General features: G+C 57.8%; 15 protein-coding genes and 4 pseudogenes. 12 read left to right on the top strand and 7 right to left on the bottom strand.

Annotated features, from left to right (window positions below; genetic code table 11):
* Positions 1-178: 178 nt before the first annotated feature.
* Positions 179-1,264, bottom strand: a pseudogene (locus GZH79_RS13855) (IS3 family transposase).
* Between the two features lie 402 nt (positions 1,265-1,666).
* On the opposite strand from GZH79_RS13855, the pseudogene istA reads away from it, so the two are divergent.
* A pseudogene (gene istA, locus GZH79_RS13850) lies at positions 1,667-2,236 on the top strand (IS21 family transposase); the annotation flags it as partial.
* A gap of 146 nt (positions 2,237-2,382) precedes the next feature.
* On the opposite strand, the gene GZH79_RS13845 reads toward istA, so the two are convergent.
* From GZH79_RS13845 to GZH79_RS13835, 3 genes are read right to left on the bottom strand one after another with little or no spacing between them, the layout of a single operon-like run.
* Positions 2,383-3,549, bottom strand: a complete 1,167-nt coding sequence (locus GZH79_RS13845) for a LarC family nickel insertion protein (RefSeq protein ID WP_211644370.1) — start codon at positions 3,547-3,549, stop codon at positions 2,383-2,385.
* The gene (locus GZH79_RS13840; protein WP_211644369.1) at positions 3,542-4,411 is read right to left on the bottom strand and encodes an NAD(P)-dependent oxidoreductase; all 870 of its coding nucleotides are present in this window, start codon (positions 4,409-4,411) and stop codon (positions 3,542-3,544) included. Before GZH79_RS13840 ends, GZH79_RS13845 begins: the two co-directional genes overlap by 8 nt.
* Complete coding sequence (locus GZH79_RS13835; RefSeq protein WP_211644368.1) at positions 4,408-5,847, bottom strand: lactate racemase domain-containing protein; 1,440 nt, start codon at positions 5,845-5,847, stop codon at positions 4,408-4,410. Before GZH79_RS13835 ends, GZH79_RS13840 begins: the two co-directional genes overlap by 4 nt.
* Before the next feature lie 227 nt (positions 5,848-6,074).
* Here GZH79_RS13835 and GZH79_RS13830 point away from each other — a divergent pair, with 227 nt between their 5' ends.
* The 7 genes and pseudogenes from GZH79_RS13830 to GZH79_RS19085 all read left to right on the top strand — a co-directional run.
* Positions 6,075-7,079: a LacI family DNA-binding transcriptional regulator gene (locus tag GZH79_RS13830; protein WP_211644367.1), complete on the top strand. Its 1,005-nt coding sequence runs from the start codon at positions 6,075-6,077 to the stop codon at positions 7,077-7,079.
* Positions 7,080-7,114: 35 nt separating this feature from the next.
* The gene (locus tag GZH79_RS13825) at positions 7,115-8,107 is read left to right on the top strand and encodes a TRAP transporter substrate-binding protein (protein ID WP_211644366.1); all 993 of its coding nucleotides are present in this window, start codon (positions 7,115-7,117) and stop codon (positions 8,105-8,107) included.
* Positions 8,098-8,625, top strand: coding sequence for a TRAP transporter small permease (locus GZH79_RS13820; RefSeq protein WP_211644365.1), 528 nt, complete (start codon positions 8,098-8,100; stop codon positions 8,623-8,625). Before GZH79_RS13825 ends, GZH79_RS13820 begins: the two co-directional genes overlap by 10 nt.
* Before the next feature lie 4 nt (positions 8,626-8,629).
* Positions 8,630-9,907: a TRAP transporter large permease gene (locus GZH79_RS13815; protein ID WP_211644364.1), complete on the top strand. Its 1,278-nt coding sequence runs from the start codon at positions 8,630-8,632 to the stop codon at positions 9,905-9,907.
* Between the two features lie 92 nt (positions 9,908-9,999).
* Complete coding sequence (locus GZH79_RS13810; protein ID WP_211644363.1) at positions 10,000-10,710, top strand: adenine nucleotide alpha hydrolase; 711 nt, start codon at positions 10,000-10,002, stop codon at positions 10,708-10,710.
* The gene (larB, locus tag GZH79_RS13805; RefSeq protein WP_249219200.1) at positions 10,700-11,413 is read left to right on the top strand and encodes a nickel pincer cofactor biosynthesis protein LarB; all 714 of its coding nucleotides are present in this window, start codon (positions 10,700-10,702) and stop codon (positions 11,411-11,413) included. The genes GZH79_RS13810 and larB overlap by 11 nt, the downstream gene beginning before the upstream one ends.
* A 250-nt stretch (positions 11,414-11,663) precedes the next feature.
* Positions 11,664-11,771, top strand: a pseudogene (locus tag GZH79_RS19085) (IS6 family transposase); the annotation flags it as partial.
* Positions 11,772-11,810: 39 nt separating this feature from the next.
* Here the strand turns inward: GZH79_RS19085 and GZH79_RS13800 are convergent.
* Both GZH79_RS13800 and GZH79_RS13795 read right to left on the bottom strand, forming a co-directional pair.
* A complete protein-coding gene (locus GZH79_RS13800; protein WP_211644362.1) occupies positions 11,811-12,491 on the bottom strand; it encodes an RraA family protein in 681 nt (226 codons plus the stop codon).
* Between the two features lies 1 nt (position 12,492).
* Complete coding sequence (locus GZH79_RS13795) at positions 12,493-13,551, bottom strand: hydroxyacid dehydrogenase (RefSeq protein ID WP_211644361.1); 1,059 nt, start codon at positions 13,549-13,551, stop codon at positions 12,493-12,495.
* Positions 13,552-13,787: 236 nt separating this feature from the next.
* Here GZH79_RS13795 and GZH79_RS13790 point away from each other — a divergent pair, with 236 nt between their 5' ends.
* The 4 genes from GZH79_RS13790 (at position 13,788) to GZH79_RS13775 (ending at position 17,513) form a co-directional block, all read left to right on the top strand.
* A complete protein-coding gene (locus GZH79_RS13790; protein ID WP_211644360.1) occupies positions 13,788-14,747 on the top strand; it encodes a tripartite tricarboxylate transporter substrate binding protein in 960 nt (319 codons plus the stop codon).
* 74 nt (positions 14,748-14,821) lie between these two features.
* Complete coding sequence (locus tag GZH79_RS13785; protein WP_211644359.1) at positions 14,822-15,280, top strand: tripartite tricarboxylate transporter TctB family protein; 459 nt, start codon at positions 14,822-14,824, stop codon at positions 15,278-15,280.
* A gap of 5 nt (positions 15,281-15,285) precedes the next feature.
* Complete coding sequence (locus tag GZH79_RS13780) at positions 15,286-16,803, top strand: tripartite tricarboxylate transporter permease (protein WP_211644358.1); 1,518 nt, start codon at positions 15,286-15,288, stop codon at positions 16,801-16,803.
* 5 nt (positions 16,804-16,808) lie between these two features.
* Positions 16,809-17,513, top strand: a complete 705-nt coding sequence (locus GZH79_RS13775; protein ID WP_211644357.1) for a GntR family transcriptional regulator — start codon at positions 16,809-16,811, stop codon at positions 17,511-17,513.
* A 603-nt stretch (positions 17,514-18,116) separates the two neighbouring features.
* On the opposite strand, the pseudogene GZH79_RS13770 reads toward GZH79_RS13775, so the two are convergent.
* Positions 18,117-18,305 (bottom strand): annotated as a pseudogene (locus GZH79_RS13770) (potassium transporter TrkG); the annotation flags it as partial.
* Positions 18,306-18,397: the final 92 nt, after the last annotated feature.

Genomic DNA, 18,397 nt, shown 5'->3' with positions numbered 1-18,397 from the left:
TCTTGCAGCCCTCAATGAAGCCGAGCGTCAGCTCGGAATCTATGACTGCGTTCGCCATGATGTGCTCGGGATTCAGTTCGAGGTTTGTCTTTCCTGTACTCGGTAAGGACTTCTGCTCGCCGAGGAGCGCTTCTTCTTCTGGTAATCCCCCATTTTTAGCGGGGTGCATTCGTAGAACTTATGCGGCCATTTTCAGTTTCTGGGCGGGAGTGATGCCGCCAATGCCCATGTTGGGTCGGTCGTTGTTGTAAGTCCATAACCATTGTGTTGCGTGATCTTGAGCCTCCTTGATGCTTTCGATGATGTATTGGTCGAGCCATTCATGCCGGACGGTGCGGTTGTAGCGCTCGATATATGCGTTCTGCTGGGGCTGACCCGGTTGGATATGCTGGATAGTAACCCCATGTTTCTCCGCCCATTTCATCAGCGTTTCACTGATGTATTCGGGGCCATTGTCGACCCTTATGGTGCCTGGCTTGCCGCCATTCGATGATCCGGTCTAAACTGCGGATGACCCGTTCAGCTGGCAAAGAAAAGTCGACCTCGATGCCCAAGCCTTCACGGTTGAAGTCGTCCAGCACGTTCAACAACCGAAATGCCCTGCCATCCCCAAGGCGATCTGCCATGAAGTCCATTGACCAGGTCACATTTGGTTCCTCAGGCACCGCCAAAGCGTCAGGTTTGTCGCGCTTCAACCGCTTGCGCGGCTTGATCCGCAGGTTCAACTCCAGCTCACAGTAGATCCGATAAACCCGTTTGTGGTTCCATGGATGCCCCTTCACATTGCGCAAATGCAGAAAACACAGGCCGAACCCCTACGTCTTGCGGGCGTCGGTTAGCCCGGTCAGCAGACCAGCGATCTCTTCGTTCTCGGCGCGCAACTTCGGGCCATACCGACAACAGGTCTCACTCACCCCAAAGGCCCGGCAAGCCAGGGCGGTGCTTGCCCCACGTCGTGCCACTGCATTCTCGGCCATCTCGCGGCGTTGAGACGGCCCAATCACTTTTTCCCAAGGGCTTCTTTCAGTAAATCCGCCTGCATGCTCAGGTCCGCATACATCCGCTTTAGCCGAAGGTTCTCATCTTCCATGGCCTTCATCTGGCTGACCATGGACGCATCCATACCGCCATACTTTGCCCGCCACTTATAAAACGACGCGCTGCTCATCCCATGCTCGCGGCAAAGCTCAGCCACTGGCACACCGCCTTCAGCTTGGCGCAGGATCGCAAGGATCTGGGGTTCTGTATATCTCGTCATCTTCAGCTGAATCTTCTCATGCATCTTGCCGAGAAAATTCTACTTCCGCAGCCCCTTACTTTCGGGGGGGATTACCTTCTTACCTGGATCCTTGCCTCAGATGCCGCGTTATGTCTTCAAACGATCCAGGCAAAGAATGGCGAGATGCAAAGTAAGCGCCCCGTTAATCTTGCAATTACCCATATGTCGCGCTTGCCGCACCTCTCTTGGGTGAGAAGGTAGGTCGCGCCCGCTGGATCGCGACAATCACGGGTTTTGCGGTCGCCGTCGGGCCATCTGCGGGTTTCGGTAATTCCCGGACAGGGATTTCGCTAATTCCCGGACAGTTCCTGGAGTGCTCGGACACGGTTGATCATCGCCTGCGATGTCACGGTATTCTGCCGGTCTTGAACAAGGCCGGGAGGGACCATGCCAAGACAGAAGCAAGCGAGGCGCACGACTGTGCAAGATATACGATCCATACTGCGGCTGACGCATGAGCAAGGTCTGTCGGCGCGTGAGGTCGCAGCACGGCTGAAGCTCAGCGCGGTGATGCAGACGGACTACGCCGGCCACACCATTCCTGTGATCGATCCTGCGACGAGTCAGGAACATCGCGCTCAGATTTTCGTCGCAGTGCTTGGCGCCTCCAATTACACCTTCGCCTGGGCCAGCCTCAGCCAGAAGCTGCCCGACTGGATCGACGCCCAGGTTCGGGCGCTGAAGTTCTTTGGCGGCGTGCCCAAGGCGATCGTGTGCGACAATCTCAAGGCGGCAGTGGCCAAGCCGTTTTGGTTCGAGCCGTCGGTCACCAAGACCTTCTCCGATATGGCTGCTCATTACGATACGACGGTGCTGCCCACGCAGCCACGCAAGCCGCGCGACAAGGGCAAGGTCGAGGGCGCAGTCTTGATCGTGGAACGCTGGATTCTGGCACACCTGCGCAACCGACAATTCTTTTCTATCGAGGCGCTGAACGTGGCCATTGCCGAGCTGCTTGCAGATGCGGTGTGATGACTGGGATCAAGCATGGGAGGCAGAAGTTCACCGAAGAACTTCGCCTCTACACCGGCCAGCGTGCTCCGCCCTATTCACTTGTCCGGTCTTTTTCAAAAGGCAGAGCGTTCTCACCAAGTCAATTCATGCTAATCTTTTTCGGTCCGGCGCCGCAGCGCTTGCCGCTCTCTTTCATTCCCCGCCCGCGCCACATCGTCCATTTCGGACTTCGTGGAGGTCGAGCCGTCGGGACGGGTGCTGCGCTTTGTGCACACGTTCGCGTCATCCGCGACCGCCAATCCGGTTTCGCGGGGCAGGATGATCCGGCTTTCCATGCCGTAGCGCAGTCCGATCGTGGTAGTCTCGAGAAAGCAGTAGCGTGCGACAGTCTCGACAGTAGCGGGGTCACAGAGCACTTCGATGCGGGACGCCATTCGGTTCTTCTTGCCAAAGCTCGGCATCTGCTGGACATCAAGGACGCCCGGCTGGGCGCGAATGTTGGTCAAACCAATCGCCAAGTCCTCCGGTGTCTGGTCGTCCACATGGAAAACGATCGCACCGACAGTGTCCCGCACCGCGGGGCCTGCCGGAAGATAGAGGCTAAGACGCAGGGTATTGGCCATTTTTTCGAAGGTCTTTGTGCCAAAGCCGTAACCGATGGCTTTGAGCGTCACTTGGCCTGGCGGGCTTTCGGTCGGGCAAAGGTGGCTGAAGATCGCGGCACCGGTTGGCGTGATACGCTCACCTGAAACGCTATCATCGTGAAACCTTGCGCCCTTGAGGATTTCGAGCGTTGCAGGCGCCGGGACCGGCAGCGGCCCGTGTTCGGTCCGAACGGTTCCAGAGCCGAGGGGCAAGGCCCCTGCGCTCGCGGACCGGACGTTGAGCCTCTCAATTATCAAAGCCGACAAAAGAATATCGACGATCGAGTCCCAATCGGAAATCTCGTGGAAATGAACCTGGTCCAGTGCCACACCGTGGATCTTGGCCTCTGCCACGGCCAGCCGTCGCAAAATATCGCAGGCTCGGTCAATGACGGCCGCGTCGGTGGGTGCGCCAAGGTAAAGTGCCTGATAGTCTGGGTAATGCCTTGGACCACGCTTTTGGCCAGGCAGAGTGAGAGTTAGCCGCTTTCCCGTCAGCCCATGGTCTTTGGCGTCTTCCAGACCGATGGAAATGTCGGGAGAAATGGCTGACGCAAGATGTTGAGCTTCGTCCAACAGGAAAGGGGCGGCGTCCAGCGCCGCTGCGATGAACATGTCTCCCGCAATTCCGCCCAAGGCATCCAGATGAAGGTGGCTGACAGGTTCACTCACGCCCGACGGCCTTCCACAGGACCGATGTGTCCTGATCGCCATAGCCCTGTTCTATGGCGTCTTCGTTCATCCGTGCCACGATCGTGCCAAGTTTCGGCTTGATGTCGGCCTTGCGAGCCATTTCCAGCCCAAGCCGAATGTCTTTTTCGAGCAATTTCACGCTGAAGGTCGGGTTGTCGTAGTCGTCACGCTGGATGCGTTGACCCAGTTCCCTGAAGAGGTTGCTGACCGTGCCGGCCTGGCTGCTGGTGATGATCTCGTACAGCTTGCTTGGCGGCAGTCCCAGCTTTTCCGAGGTCGCCATCATCTCGGCGGTCATAGCGTTGATCGCACCGAACATCATTTGGTTGAGCAGTTTTACCGCGTGCCCCTTACCCGGGCCACCCATGTCAAAGACCGCTCGGGCATAGGTTTCGAGGACGGGTAGGGCGATATCAAGGGCGCCGGATGTTGCACCACAAGGCAGAGCCCAGCTGCCCGCCGCCGAAGGCCGTCCCAGTACGGGGGCATCGATCCATCCGACCTCCTGAACTTCGCTCAGCTCAGCCATGTCTTGGGCGGTTTCTGGGTCTGCGGTGGAATGATCGACGATGACCTGTATTTTTCCCTTTTGCACCAGCAGACCACGGGCCCCCGAAACCACAGACCGAATCTGCTCCGGACCGGGGAGGAACAAAAGGACGACCTCGGAACGGTCCGCGAGCTCGGTGATCGACCCAGCGAACTCGGCCCCAATGGCCTTGGCCTTTTCCGGGGTATTGGGCGAAGGATCCGTCACGGATAATCCGTGCCCCGCCGCCAGCAGCTTTTCGCCGGCGGCCTGTCCCATAATGCCGAAACCTATGATCCCGACCCGCGTCATGACGGCAACCTGCCCTTGAGATGCAGGTGCGGAGCAGCCCCACCGGAAAAGCACTCAGGCGTGCAGAGGATCTTGGGGTTCTTGCCAGTGAAGCGGATCGCTTCTCTCATGGCGTCGTCATAGGTGGGCATCGGGGTGTATCCCAGCGCCTTGGCGTGAAGCGGTTTTTCCGAACCGACGACCAGCACGCGCTGGCACCGCTTGGGCGGGATACTGCCGCCGGACAACATCGACATGCCATGGAACGGATGGTAAGTGAAGTAATGCGAGTAACTGTATGTATATTCTGGATTTGTTGACATTTTTCGGGCCTCGTCCGAGGCTAAATAATCCTCCTGCCGAGGATACTTCGTCATCTGCCAGAAGGTCTCTTCATAGGACGGGAACCAGCTTTTATTGAACCAGCCATCGAGGTTTGCCACCGCGATAACCACTGGATCGGGCCGCAGCGCCTTCCAGCAGCGTGACAATTGGCCTCCGATTGAGAGGCCCATCAAAACAGGGTTCGATCCCATCCCCGGCCCATAGTGGAAATTGCGCGGCACACCGACGACCAGAATGTCGGCGGGATCCTCAGTAGGAAGTTCGACATTGGTGCGGGTCTTAGCCAGCGGCCAGCATTTCTCCTCGACATAATCAAGCGTTCCGGCATGCACGCCCAACACTTCCGCGAACTGGCCGATCACGGCATCGACGGCAAAGAACTGCTTGCCGATGCCCGCTTCCATCGCCTTGCCGATGGACTGGAATTGGTCGCGCATTTTGCCTTTCGGCGCAGCGCCCAGCCAATCGTCGCGATGCATCGTCTTGGGCACATGGTGCGAGGCAATCGAGCGCCAGCCGGTAATCCCCGTGGCCACCATCTTGTGCCCGCCGGAGAAGCCACCATAGGGGTTGCCAGCGCAATGGCCGATCACGATGGGGATGTCTGCGGCGGCCATCAGGTGACTGCATTCGACAGCGTTACCCATTTCGTCCCGTCCGAGGTCCAGCAGCTGGGGATTCTCGGCATCATGATTGATCAGGCGGTCCGGCCAGAATTGGTCTACGATCGTCGGACCAAGGTAGTCGCGCCATTCATCGAAGGTATTCATCCGGTGTAGGCCGATGGCGCAGATTAAGGTAATGTTCTCGATCTTCGTACCACCCTTGAGCAGCTCTTCGACCACCAGAGGAATCGCAACTTTGCGATGCGCAAGCGCATGGGTTCCGCCCTTGACGCGGTCGGGGAAGGCGATGGCTGCGGTCTTGTCGGGCCCGGCAAGATCTGACAGGGGCGGCAGCCCGCCGGGTGCTGCAAGCGCCGCGCGCGTTGCTGCGACAGGGTCGACGCCCGGGGGGTCCTGATAGGTCTGGCCAAAGCGGACGATTGTCGCGCTGTCGGGAAGCTCCACCCGCATCTTGGTGTCGCTATAGTCAAGTTCGACATCTTGCATGGCAGCAATCCCTCTCCTGTAAGTCAAAATACTGCAACTATTTGCATTGCATCGTGCATGAACTTTCCTGCTTCGTCTATCGTTTTTTAGCGCTTTTATTACCTGCCTGCCCCCTTTGTGCAGAAATTTACCTCTTGTGTGCAGAAATGCCTTGACGGATTCGAGGACCCTGTTGCATCGTGTTATGAAACTAATTGCAGGGTTCTGTAGTGGATCGGAAGCTGAACATGCGGGAAGTCGCGAGGCGGGCGAATGTGTCGGTTGCCACGGTGTCCCGGGCATTGCGCAGTCCCGGTCAGGTCTCTTCCGCGACGATCCAAAAGGTGCGGAGCGCTGCCGAGGATCTGGGGTATGTCTACAACGTCACGGCTAGCGATATTCTCAAGGGGCGGTCGACTGTCGTCGGGCTGGTCGTGCCGACGTCGAGCAGCACGCTTTTCGGAGAGACGATCCACGGCGTGCAGGATGTGACGGCGGAAACCGGGTTCTCTGTCATTCAGGGGGCCACTCGCTATGATGCCGTCACGGAAGAGGCCCTTATAGATTCCCTCTTGGAGCGGCACGTGCATGCCTTGATCCTAACCGGCATGACCTATGCGAACGAAGACCGTATCAGGCGCCTGGCCCGGGACGGATGGACGCGCGTCGTTGTGGTTTGGGAGAAGCCCGGGTCCGATCCGGGAATCTCTTACGTAGGGATCGACAACCGCAGTGCCGCGGAGCGCATGACTGAGCATCTCATAGCACTGGGGCATCGCCGTATCGGGTTGATCGTCGGGCCCTATTCGCGGCAGGCGCGGGTCCGCCACCGTCTGGAAGGCTATCGCGATGCGCTGGAAAAAGCCGGGATCGCCTTTGATCCTGACATCGTGATGGAGCGCCGTCCCGACCTTCTGGAAGGACGCGAGGCGATGGACAGCCTTATGGGTATGGAAGTCCGGCCAACGGCTGTCTTCGCAGCCTCCGATCTCTTGGCTATCGGGGCGCTGAAGGCCGCTCGGCTTCGCGGGCTGTCGGTGCCGGGCGATGTATCCATCGCCGGCTTCGACGACATGAATTTTGGGGCCTACCAAGACCCGCCGATCACCACTGTCCGGGTCGAGGCATATCGCATTGGCCAACTTGCGGGCCAGATCGCGGTCGAGCCCATTGGGACGCCCGAGCGCAGCTATTGCCTTGATTGCGACCTCGTCATCAGAAGCAGCACAGGGCCTATCAAGACGACACCATAGTGACCAATTTGCAAAACCCGGGAGGAATATAGCAAATGACAAAATCAATGACCTTTGGGCGCCACGCACTGGCGCTGACGATGAGTGTCAGCCTGATGAGTCCGGCCCTTGCTGAAACCGTGTTAAAGGTCGGCCTGATCGATCCGCCTGCACATATTGACGTCGTGGCGATGGAACGAGTCGCAGATCGGGTGGAGGAACTGACCGACGGCGAGGTGATCATGGAGATTTACCCTGCCGCGCAGCTCGGTTTTGCCAATGACATGCTGTCGGGGATGAAGCTGGGCACGGTCGAAATGTTCGTCGGTGCGACTACCTGGCTGGGCGCCTTCGATACGGATTTCTGGATTTCGGGCACGCTTTACGTGTTCAATGGTCAGGAACAGGCTCGCGCCATGTACGAAAGCGAGATCTTTCAGGCCATGAGCGACCGATTGGTGGAAAACCACGGCATCCGGGTGATTGCGCAGAATTGGGACCGCGGTCCACGTAACTTCATCTCGACCCGTCCGGTCGCCACAATCGAGGATCTGGAGGGTCTGAAAATTCGCGTCCCCCCACAGGAAAGTTGGATCGAGAACTTCAAGTTGGCCGGTGCTGCCGCCACGCCGATGCCGCTGTCGGAAACCTTTACCGGCTTGCAGCAAGGCATCGTGGAGGCCACCGAACAGGCGTCGAACTGGCTCTACGGCAACAAGTATCATACCATCGCGAACAACCTCACGCGCTCCAAACACAACTACGAGGAAACCGGTGTGATGATCGCCGAACAGGTGTATCAATCCCTTACCGAAGAGCAGCGTGACGCAATCGTGCAGGCGATCAACGAGACCTCGGAATGGCACAACGAGCAAGTGGCCGTCCAGATCACTGAGGCCGAGGCACTGATGGCTGCGGAGGGCGTAAACATCATCGATGTGGATGTTCAGGCCTGGAAGGAGCATTTTCGCTCGAACTTCGACACCATCGTCGAAATCGTCGGCTACTCCGAGGAACTCACCAATGAGCTTAAGTCCCAGTGGGACTGAAGGCACTCCCCGCAATCGCGGAAGCGATTGCGCGCGGGGCGGTCCTGGTCTCCGGGACCGCCCTTGCGATAATCCTTCTTCTGATCGGCGCGCAGATCGGCTCGCGGTTCCTCACCGGCAACTCCCTGTCTTGGTCGGACGAGCTGGCGCGGTTGTTCTTTATCTATCTGGTGTTCATAGGCGCTACAGAAGCCTCGATGCGGCGCACGCATATCGCGGTCGATCTGCGCGACACATTCGGACTATCCGACGGCGTTGACCGCATCCTCGATCTCGTCAGGATGGTGCTTTGCATCGCCGTGCTGGCGGTCATCGCCGCAGGGACCTGGAAGATCATCCCGGTCGTGGAAAACATGCAGCGTCCAGCGACACGGCTGTCGACCGCGTGGATGTTCTATCCGATCTTCGCGGGCTCGTTGTTGATGATCGCGGCGACGGCGATCAACTTCTTTTCCTGCCTAACCGGCGGGTCGATCTATCGCGACAACGCGAAAAACCAACACGACTTGCTGGAGTAATCAAATGGCGACTCTCATCCTGGTTGGTGGGCTCCTGTTCCTGCTCCTCGCGGGGGTGCCGGTTGCCTTCGCCCTGCTGCTGTCGAGCCTCGCTCTGATCCTGTGGGAGGGAACGCTCCCGCTGCTGATCATTTCCCAGCGGCTTGGTAACGCTCTTGACAGTTTCCCGCTTCTGGCCATCCCGTTGTTTATTCTGGCCGCCGAAATCATGAACCACTCAGGTGCGACCGAGCGGATCTTCAAGTTGGCCAACACGGTGCTGGGGCGGATATATGGCGGGCTTGGACATGTGAACATTGCCGCCTCCATGCTGTTTTCCGGCATGTCCGGCTCTGCTGTCGCTGATGCCGCGGGGTTGGGCGCAATCGAAATCAAGGCAATGAAACAGCAGGGCTATGATCCGGGCTTTGCCGCTGCCGTCACGGCGGCCTCTTCCACGATCGGTCCGATCATTCCGCCTTCCGTGCCGATTGTCCTTTATGGCGTCATTTCAGGGGCTGCCATCGGCGAATTGTTCCTTGCCGGTTTCGTTCCCGGCGTTGTGATGGGGCTCGCGATGATGGCTTATATCGCCGTGATCGCGAAGCGGCGGAATTTCCCGCGCGACCCAGAATTCGCTGGAGTTGGCAAGATTTTTGCGGCCTTTGTCAGCGCTATTCCGTCCTTGCTGCTTCCGGTGATAATCCTGGGGGGCATCTGGGGTGGGATCATGAGCCCGACTGAGGCGGCCGCGGCCGCAGTGATCTATTCATTGTTCCTCGGGCTCGTGGTCCACCGCAGCATGACAATCGTCACGGTGATCGAAAGCTTCAGGCTTGGGGCGCGTTCCACGGCCACCATCATGCTGATCGTGGCAGCTGCCAATATCTACGGCTGGCTCGTCTCTACGCAACAGATCCCGCAGGTCGTGCAGGCTTTCCTCGTCAGCATAACGGAAAACCCGACGATCCTCTTGCTGATCATTGCCGCCGTGCTGCTGGTCATGGGCATGTTCATGGAGCTGATCGCGATCCTAACCATTGCCGTGCCGGTGTTTCTGCCGGTCGCGGTCGCTACGGGCATCGATCCGATTCATTTCGGCATCGTGACAGTGCTGACCCTGATGATCGGTCTGCTGACGCCGCCGTTCGGACTTAACCTGTTTATCGTTCAGCAGGTGTCAGGGGCGAGCTATTCATCGATCCTGCGAGAGGTATGGCCGTTTATCTTCATCCTGATTGGGGTGCTGATCCCGATCATCGTGTTTCCGTCCATCTCGCTTACCATTCTGGAGGTCTTCTGATGGGCGGGGGTGGTTCTGACTTGGCAAGATTGACCGAGGTGCTCACAGGGCACAGGAGGCTTGCCCTTGCAGTCAGTGGTGGCGTGGACAGTATGACGCTGGCCCATGTAGCCCATCAGGCGCTTCGGGGGGAAGAGGTCCGGGTTTTCCATGCCGTCTCGCCCGCTGTCCCGGAAACGGCGACAGAACGGGTCAAGGACCATGCGGCCCGGTATGGCTGGGAGCTCACAATATTAAATGCCGGAGAATTCGCGGACCCGAATTATCTCAAAAACCCCGTCAATCGCTGCTATTTCTGCAAATCCAACCTGTATGACCGGATCCGAGAGGCGACGGACGACACCGTTGCCTCCGGGGCCAATCTGGACGATTTGGGTGACTACCGTCCCGGGCTTCTGGCCGCAAAGGAGCGCAGCGTGGTCCATCCTTTCATCGAAGCGCAATTCAGTAAGGAAGACATTAGGGCACTGGCCCGCAAATTCGGGCTGAACGACATCAGCGCACTTCCCGCCCAACCCTGCATGGCCAGTCGGATCGAGACGGGGATCACGGTGGACCCCAGAGATCTGAAGTTGGTGGAAGACCTCGAGCAGAGTATTTTGGCCTACTCACCCGGTATAACCGTGCGGTGCCGAATCGTCGCCGGGGGTGTGCGGCTGGAGCTTTCGGAGGGACCTCAGATCGATAAAGAGTTGCGAGATGAACTGGTCAAACTGGCACGCCGCAAGTGCGGGCAGTTCGGAAAAACTCTTTTGGGCGTCGCCCCCTATCGCAGGGGTTCGGCGTTTCTCCATGATGCGTGACGAGAGCGAAAAACCACCCCACGTCCGTTTCGACTGGGATCGTCAGGCGCGGACGGGCATGGCCGAAGCGGTTCTCTGCCAAGGTAAAACATGCGCGAACCTGAGCGAAATTCTCACAGAGGCCAAGGCTCGGCAAGCCAACTTACTGCTCACGCGGCTTTCATCGGAAATGCATACCGAGATCAGTGCGGACCATCATCTAAATTACTGCGCATTGTCCCGAACCGCGATTTTCGGCGCAATGCCGACTCTCAGAGAGACGGGACTTGGCGTTGCTCTTGTCTGCGCCGGAACTTCGGATCTCGATGTGCTGACCGAGGCGCAGCGGACACTCGACTTCAACGGCATCCCCAACAAGGTGTTTGCCGATGTCGGCGTTGCAGGTCTTTGGCGGATCATGTCGGTGGCCGAGGAGCTCTCGCAATACCGTGTCCTTATCGCGGTCGCAGGGATGGAGGGCGCGCTGTTTTCTGTCCTTGCAGGCTTGGTTTCGGGTCTTGTCATCGCAGTGCCGTCGTCTGTCGGCTACGGCGTTTCCGCCGATGGCAAGGCCGCGCTGTCGTCAGCCCTGTCAAGTTGTTCCCCAGGGCTTGTCACTGTGAACATCGACAATGGCTTCGGAGCCGCCGCAGCAGCGATCAAGCTGTTGCGGCAAGGAACTCCGGACTCCACATCGGCCGAATGTCAAGATAATAGACTTTAGATCAGCAGCAGTGATCCGGAGCCATTCAAAGGTTAAGGTGCGCCAAACGACAAATTGTCTGCCTTACACACCACTGTAGAGCTTGCAGCGAGCTTCCACTCCCCGCCGTCCTTGCCGGTGATTTTCGCGGTCGCTGCGAAAAATGAGCACGCACGGCGAATGGCAGGAAGGTCCCACACTGCCGGGCTCTGTCGCAAACTTCACCCTGGTGGTCTATCAGTTTGCGTAATTTGTCGATGAGGTCCGTCCGATTTTTTCGTTCAAAGGCGCGCAGCTTTCGAAGGATGTCAACTTGCATTCCGTTTTCTTCTACGTCAGATACGCTGTGTCGTTTCAAGACCTCGACGTCATTGTCGCAGTAGGCTGCCCTTGATCATTCGCTACGGAGACAGCCCCTTCACTCGATGAATTCACATCCGCGTGCTTTCAGCGTTTCGTCGACCCAGCTTCTGTCGATTGTCCCACTGCGGATAGCCGCGATGTCTTTTTGCTCTGCGTTTTGTTTCGCTTCAGTTGCTGCGAGCACGGCTTCGGCGTCATCTGCTGGGACGCAGAGAAGGCCATCTCCATCCCCAAGGATCAAATCACCGGGGTTGATGACCATTCCATCAAGGGCAATCGGCACGTTCACCTCTCCGGGGCCATCTTTGTATGGGCCACGATGGGTTACCCCGGCCGCAAAGACCGGCACGCCGGACTCTCGGATCTCTTTCACGTCGCGAATGGCGCCATTGATCACAATTCCCGCGACCTTCTTTTCTTGAGCGATGTATACCATGATCTCACCCATGATTGCGTTGGTGAGATCACCTCCGGCATCAACAACAATCACATCACCCTCCTCAGCCATGTCGAGCGCCTTGTGAAACATCAGGTTGTCGCCAGGGCGTGACTTCACTGTAAGAGCCGGACCAGCCATGGTTCCGCTCGTGTCATGAAACGGCCGAAGACGACTTCCAGCGGCGGTCATGCGACTCATCGAGTCCGAAACGTTCGCGACGGGCAATGCTTCGAACTTCTTTGCAATTTCGGCACGCACTTTCACCTGTCGGCGCTGAACTCTGAATCCGATGGTCATATTATTTCTCCTGTTTCGGTGATGCGTTGGCATCGGTTGTGGGGATGTGACGATCACGCAGGCCCTCAAGGACCTGCTCAACGATGGAGAAGCCAACCCGGCGCAACGCGCCGTTGGTCGAGGCTCCCAAATGCGGGGCGGCCAAGAAGTTTGGACAATCGAAGAGTGGATTATCCGGAGCAGGCGGCTCCTGTGCGAATACGTCGGATGCGGCACCCGCGATCTGGCCGTGTCGCAGGGCTGCGGACAGCGCGGCTTCGTCTACTATGCCGCCACGCGCGCAGTTAACGAGGTAGGAACCGACCGGCATCGCAGAGAGTGTGGCGTCGTTGATTGCATCGCGCGTGGACGGCAGGAGCGGCGCATGGAGAAATAGGATCCTTGAGCTGGTCAGAAGATCGTCGAGGCTGTCCACCCGCCCGATATCCTCAGGCCAGTGTTCATCCGGGATGCCTGGGTCGAAGGCCCGAACCTCTGCGCCGAACCCAGCTGTGAGCCGATGGGCAGTGGCGCGGCCGATCGCGCCCAGGCCGAAGATCCCTGCCGGTAATTCCCCGAGCTCCCAGCCATTCCGGAGTGCAGACGGTAGGGGATGTCCTTTTTTCGTCAGGTTTGAGACCGCTTGAATGTTGCGGATCAAGGAAAGTGCGAAGCCGATCGCCAGATCTGCCACCGACTCCGCGTTGACGCCGGGCGTCGATAGGACGGTGATGCCTCTCTCCTCCGCCGCGTCGACGTCAATAGCGTCGAGGCCAGCGCCGTGTTTTCCGATGACCTTGAGGTTCGGGCAGGCGGCGATGTCATTGGCGGTCACTTTTTTGGCGCGAACGATGAGCGCATCGCAGGCGGATGGAAAAGCGATCTCCGGGCCGAACACGTCGGCCGATTTTGCAAGGCGATCAAATGCTTCGGGGTGAATGTCTTCCAAAACGTGAACTACTGGTTTTTTGATCATTTGCCTCACCCGAAATTCTGATGCGCTACCAGCTTGGACCGGAAGCCTTGGAGGTTGTCCAAATAGGCACGCGGTTTCACGCGCCTGAAAGATGACCTGAAACATCAGAGTCATCCTCAAGAAATACAATATAGAACCACGTTGGCAAGGTTTGGATGCATGTCGTATCAACAGATTCCGGTAAAAATCCTTACTTACAGCACTATTTTAATGTTTTAGCGTTTTCTCACGAATCTCTATCTCGCTGAAGTGGACACGATTGTTTTTATTTTGTATCACATGTGGCGATCGCACGTCGTCAGCAAGACGCGTGCAGTCACCGTGAAATCTGGGAGGATACCATGAACAATACCATATCACTTGCCGTCACCCTTGGAGTTGCAGCTCTGTCAGGAACTGCTGCTTTTGCTGACTATCCGGAGCGCCCGATCGAGATGATTGTTGCGTATTCCGCAGGTGGAGGCACCGATACGGCAGCCCGCACCTTGGCGCCCTTCATCGAGCGCTATCTGGACGGTGCGACTATTACTGTGGTTAATCGCCCTGGTGCCGGCGGTGAAATTGGCTTCACTGCGCTCGCGCAGTCGGAAGCCGACGGCTACACTATCGGATTTATCAATAGCCCGAACCTCATGACGATTCCGATCTCTCGCGAGGCTCGCTACTCTCTGGACGACATCCAGCCGATTGCTGACGTCGTCTATGACCCGAACACCTTTGCGGTCTTGCCAAATTCCGAATTCACCACTCTTGATGAACTCGTCGCATTCGCCAGCGAAAACCCCGGCGTCGTAACCTACGGCACCTCTGGTATCGGTGGGGATGATCACCTTGCGGCACTGTCTTTCTCGCGGATGGCCGGGATCGAGATGACGCACGTTCCCTTCTCGGGCGCTGCAAATGTTCGCGCAGCGGCGCTTGGGGGCCACGTCACTATGGCTGTCATGAATATCAGTGAAGTCGCATCATACGTTGATGAAGGTTCGCTCGTTGCTCTTGGGCAGATGAGCGAAGAGCGGTGGGATGGCGCTTCGACCGTGCCAACGTTTGCCGAAGAGGGTTACGATATTGTCATGGGCTCAGATCGCGGTGTTGCGGCACCTGCCGGTATTCCGGAGGAAGCTCTGACCGCCTTGCAGGACGCGATCGCACAGACGCTTCAGGACCCTGAGTTTATCGAGGCAGCCGAAGAGCAAAATCTTCCGTTGAACTACTTGGATGCGGAAGCGTTCGATAGCCACCTCGAAAAGGTGAATACGGCGCTTGAGGAAATCTGGGCTGAGACTCCCTGGGTGCAATAACCTCGACACATAACTGACGGCGGCGGGCCATTGTGTCTGCCGCCGGTCTTCAATGTCTTTGGGAGGAGGCAAACGTGACCAAGCGCACCCTTGAACTCGGCGCGGCCGTTTTGGTAGCAGCCCTGTTCGCATTCTTATTCTTCGAAGCACTGGGCTATCGTGGCCGGTCATCTTACGTGCCGTCTGCGGCCACCGGTCTTGGCGTTGCCATGTGCCTCTTTTGGGTGATCTCGGTAATGCGGCTGAGCCCGGAAGAGGGCAACGCTCGGCTTCCGGTAACGCGCTCAGATCTGCAGCAGTTCGCCTTGATTGTTCTTACTGGGATCCTTTATCTGTTGGGTTTCGCCTGGATCGGCTTCTTTACCTCTACAATCATCGTGGTGCCGTTCCTTGCCGCCGCGCTTGGATACCGCAACTGGAACGTCCTGGTCTTTACAACACTGGGCTTCGTTATCCTTTTGTATGGCGTCTTCCGACTGCTTCTGTCGGTGCCGCTTCCACGTGAAGCTATTTTCGCGCTGTTCGGAGGCTGAAGAAAATGGACGTATTTCTCAATATCATAAACGCTGCACCCGGCCTGCTGGATCCTGCTGTAATCCTTGCCATGATCGCGGGCACTGCGATCGGTATCGCTGTTGGTGCGCTTCCTGGCCTTTCAGCGACCATGGGCATTGCCGTTTTAATACCACTTACTTTTACGATGGAACCGCTCGTAGCCCTCGGAATGATTGCCGGCATCTATAACGGGTCGATGTATGGCGGATCGATCCCCGCGATCCTGCTGCGCATTCCCGGCACGCCGGCCGGGATCGCCACTGTCTTCGATGGGCATGAGATGGCGAAACAAGGCAAGGCTCGACTCGCGCTCGATATCTCCCTCGTCTCATCGTCGTTGGGCAGTGCGGTGAGCGCAGTCGCACTGCTTTTGGTGGCACCCCCGCTTGCCATGATTGCACTGAAATTCGGCCCGGCAGACTATTTCTGGCTGGCCGTTTTTGGAATGACGACGATTGCGGTTTTGCTGGCGGGTAACCCCGCTAAGGGCATTCTTTCGGCCTGCTTTGGTCTTGTTGTAGGCATCGTCGGAATCGACGGCATCAGCGGCGCGGAACGCTTCACCTTTAATACGCTGGAACTGATCTCGGGGGTTCATATCATCGTTCTGCTCACCGGCCTCTACGCAATTCCCCCAGCCATCGACTTGCTGATGGGACGTAATGCCATTGAGACCGGAGAGATTGAACTCGGAGACAGATCGAAGGGATTCAAGTGGTCCTCGCTGATTCCAACTTGGATCCGGGCATCGGCCATCGGTCTTGTAATTGGCCTGATCCCGGCGCTTGGGGGTAATATCGCCGCGCTGATGGCTTGGAATGAAGAGCGGCGTTATTCCAAAAACAAGGCGAACTGGGGCAAGGGCGAGCCAGCAGGACTCGCTGCACCGGAATGCGCCAATAACGCTGATACCGCTGCCACGCTGATCCCCGCACTGACGCTCGGTATTCCAGGCAATGCCGTGGCAGCCGTTATCCTCGGCGCACTGTTGGTTCACGGACTGCAACCGGGCCCTGAACTCTTTCGCGCCAATGCTGAGGTCACTTACGGCTTCATGCTGACAATGCTCGTGACTTCGGGCCTGATGTTCGTCATCGGCAAGCTTGGGGCCAAAGCCTATGTCAACGTGCTGCGTGTGCCGCGTCAGATCCTTGGTCCGATGATCCTTGCTCTGACGGTGGTGGGCGTCTACGCGATCCACAATAGCATTTTCGAGGTCGTTCTGATGCTTTGCTTCGGCCTCATAGGCTTTGCGATGGAACGAATGGCTATTCCCACAGCCCCGGCGGTTCTTGCCGTTATTCTCGGCCCGATCGCCGAAGAGAACCTACGGCGATCGCTGCTGATCTCAGGCGACAATCTGTGGTATCTTGTCCAAAGCCCAATTTCGATCGTGCTGGCGGTTCTCGTCCTCGTCGCCCTTGCTGCCCCTTGGCTACCCAAGTTAAACCTGCGCTCAACCCGTGTCCCTGATGGGTCCGAGAACGACGAGGAAAAATAATTGACATGAGTGTCAGCGACGAAGTTCACGCGGAATTGCGCCGCCGACTGATTGCCGGACATTTTGATCCTGGTCAGAAGTTGAAGGAAGAACATATCGCAGCGGATCTCGGTGTGAGCCGAACCCCGGTCCGTGCCGCAATCCAGCGGCTCGTCTCCGAGGGGCTATTGGAAGCTACTCCCAAGCGCGGTGCTGTCGTCAGTGAGTGGCGCACCACCGATACCGAAGAGGTCTTTGAACTGCGCCTGCTAGCGGAGGGACAAGCCGCTGCTTGGGCGGCGCGGCACATAACGACCGAGGATACCGACCGCATGGACGCGCTCAACGCTCGGATCGAGCGGGCTGTGGATGAAAAGCCGAAGGGTTACCTCGATGAGGTGAAGGCTGCGAATTTATCTTTCCACATGGCACTTTACGAGACCTGCGGCAGTGCGCGGCTGCGCATGTTTGGGGCAAACCTGCTCGAGTATCCGCTGGTTACGGGCGGGTTTTATATCTACTCGGACGTGGATGCCCGAGAAAGCATCCGGCAGCACACTGAAATCGTTAATGCACTGCGATCTGGCAACCCCGACTGGGCAAGATCCGCTCTCACGTCACATCTCTGCGCGGCTATCGAACGCTTTCGTAGGTATCGCCGGGCGGAAAGAGATGGTGCCAAGAAAGGACCCCCGACGCAGGAGGTGTTTATTCCCGCCGATTCCCGTTGAGGACAAGGATTTCCTCAGAGGTTTTCCGCCCGGGCAGTCGCTTTGCATCCACCCCGAAGTTCATTCGACTGGCAGCCTTCCTGACCGCGTGCGTGTGGCGACTGACGAAGTCAGAAAGCGCGCGCTCGTAGCAAACAACGGCACGGACAAAACCCACCGTATTTGGCCACTCTTTTATGACCAAGGGTTTTTGTCCAGACTGACCATCCGCTATGTCGACTTTCTTTCGTGCGCTGCACCTGCACAAAAATTATTCGCGGTTGCGGCATCATCGACAGGGAGGGCGGGAAGCGGAAGTTCGCGGCAGCGGCGAGCGCACGATGGCCCACGAAGTAAACGGACATTCCGCCAGAGCCTCATCGCGCGCAACAGCTCCAGGGGGATGACCTGCTAAAGCCTGGCGCTTTCGCAGGGCGGCTCCGAAGAGATACCCCTACCGCGCATTTAAACGAGCACTTGGGGCCGCACGACAGGTCCAGCCTGACCAGATCCACCTTTGAAGACGGTATACGCATCCAGGTCTATCTGGACGGGCCCTGCATCAATCTGGCTTGGTTTTCCTTCACTGCGGGCAGTTCGCCCGAGACATGACCGGACTCTCTGTCAGTCGCGCCAGAACCGCGGTGCGAGAAGCACAAAGACGGAAAGCAGTTCCAGCCTGCCGATGATCATCCCGATGATCATCAACAACTTTGCCGACGTTGGAAATGCATCCATGGCACCGGTCGGCCCAACTGGCTGACCCCACGCGGGGCCGACATTCGCGATAGCTGTCCATGCGGCTGTCAGAGAGAGTGTGTCCGATCTTCTGTGTAACTGGGATCTGGTCCATGCTTCCTGAGAGGAGCAAGGACGATGACGATTTCCAAGGAACTGCTGGACGA

Origin of the sequence: Loktanella sp. SALINAS62 (genome assembly GCF_018263905.1) — a bacterium.
Taxonomy (GTDB): Bacteria; Pseudomonadota; Alphaproteobacteria; order Rhodobacterales; family Rhodobacteraceae; genus Loktanella.
Note: the sequence above shows the minus strand (reverse complement) of the source record. Positions and strands in the feature narration are given on the sequence as shown.

Bases quoted from the DNA above. Each gene is read 5' to 3' on its own strand.
- GZH79_RS13830 (WP_211644367.1), top strand. From the start codon at position 6,075: ATGCGGGAAGTCGCGAGGCGGGCGAATGTGTCGGTTGCCACGGTGTCC.
- GZH79_RS13775 (WP_211644357.1), top strand. From the start codon at position 16,809: ATGAGTGTCAGCGACGAAGTTCACGCGGAATTGCGCCGCCGACTGATT.
- GZH79_RS13780 (WP_211644358.1), top strand. From the start codon at position 15,286: ATGGACGTATTTCTCAATATCATAAACGCTGCACCCGGCCTGCTGGAT.
- GZH79_RS13815 (WP_211644364.1), top strand. From the start codon at position 8,630: ATGGCGACTCTCATCCTGGTTGGTGGGCTCCTGTTCCTGCTCCTCGCG.
- GZH79_RS13795 (WP_211644361.1), bottom strand. From the start codon at position 13,551: ATGTTTCAGGTCATCTTTCAGGCGCGTGAAACCGCGTGCCTATTTGGA.
- larB (WP_249219200.1), top strand. From the start codon at position 10,700: ATGATGCGTGACGAGAGCGAAAAACCACCCCACGTCCGTTTCGACTGG.
- GZH79_RS13825 (WP_211644366.1), top strand. From the start codon at position 7,115: ATGACAAAATCAATGACCTTTGGGCGCCACGCACTGGCGCTGACGATG.
- GZH79_RS13800 (WP_211644362.1), bottom strand. From the start codon at position 12,491: ATGACCATCGGATTCAGAGTTCAGCGCCGACAGGTGAAAGTGCGTGCC.
- GZH79_RS13810 (WP_211644363.1), top strand. From the start codon at position 10,000: ATGACGCTGGCCCATGTAGCCCATCAGGCGCTTCGGGGGGAAGAGGTC.
- GZH79_RS13790 (WP_211644360.1), top strand. From the start codon at position 13,788: ATGAACAATACCATATCACTTGCCGTCACCCTTGGAGTTGCAGCTCTG.
- GZH79_RS13835 (WP_211644368.1), bottom strand. From the start codon at position 5,847: ATGCAAGATGTCGAACTTGACTATAGCGACACCAAGATGCGGGTGGAG.
- GZH79_RS13840 (WP_211644369.1), bottom strand. From the start codon at position 4,411: ATGACGCGGGTCGGGATCATAGGTTTCGGCATTATGGGACAGGCCGCC.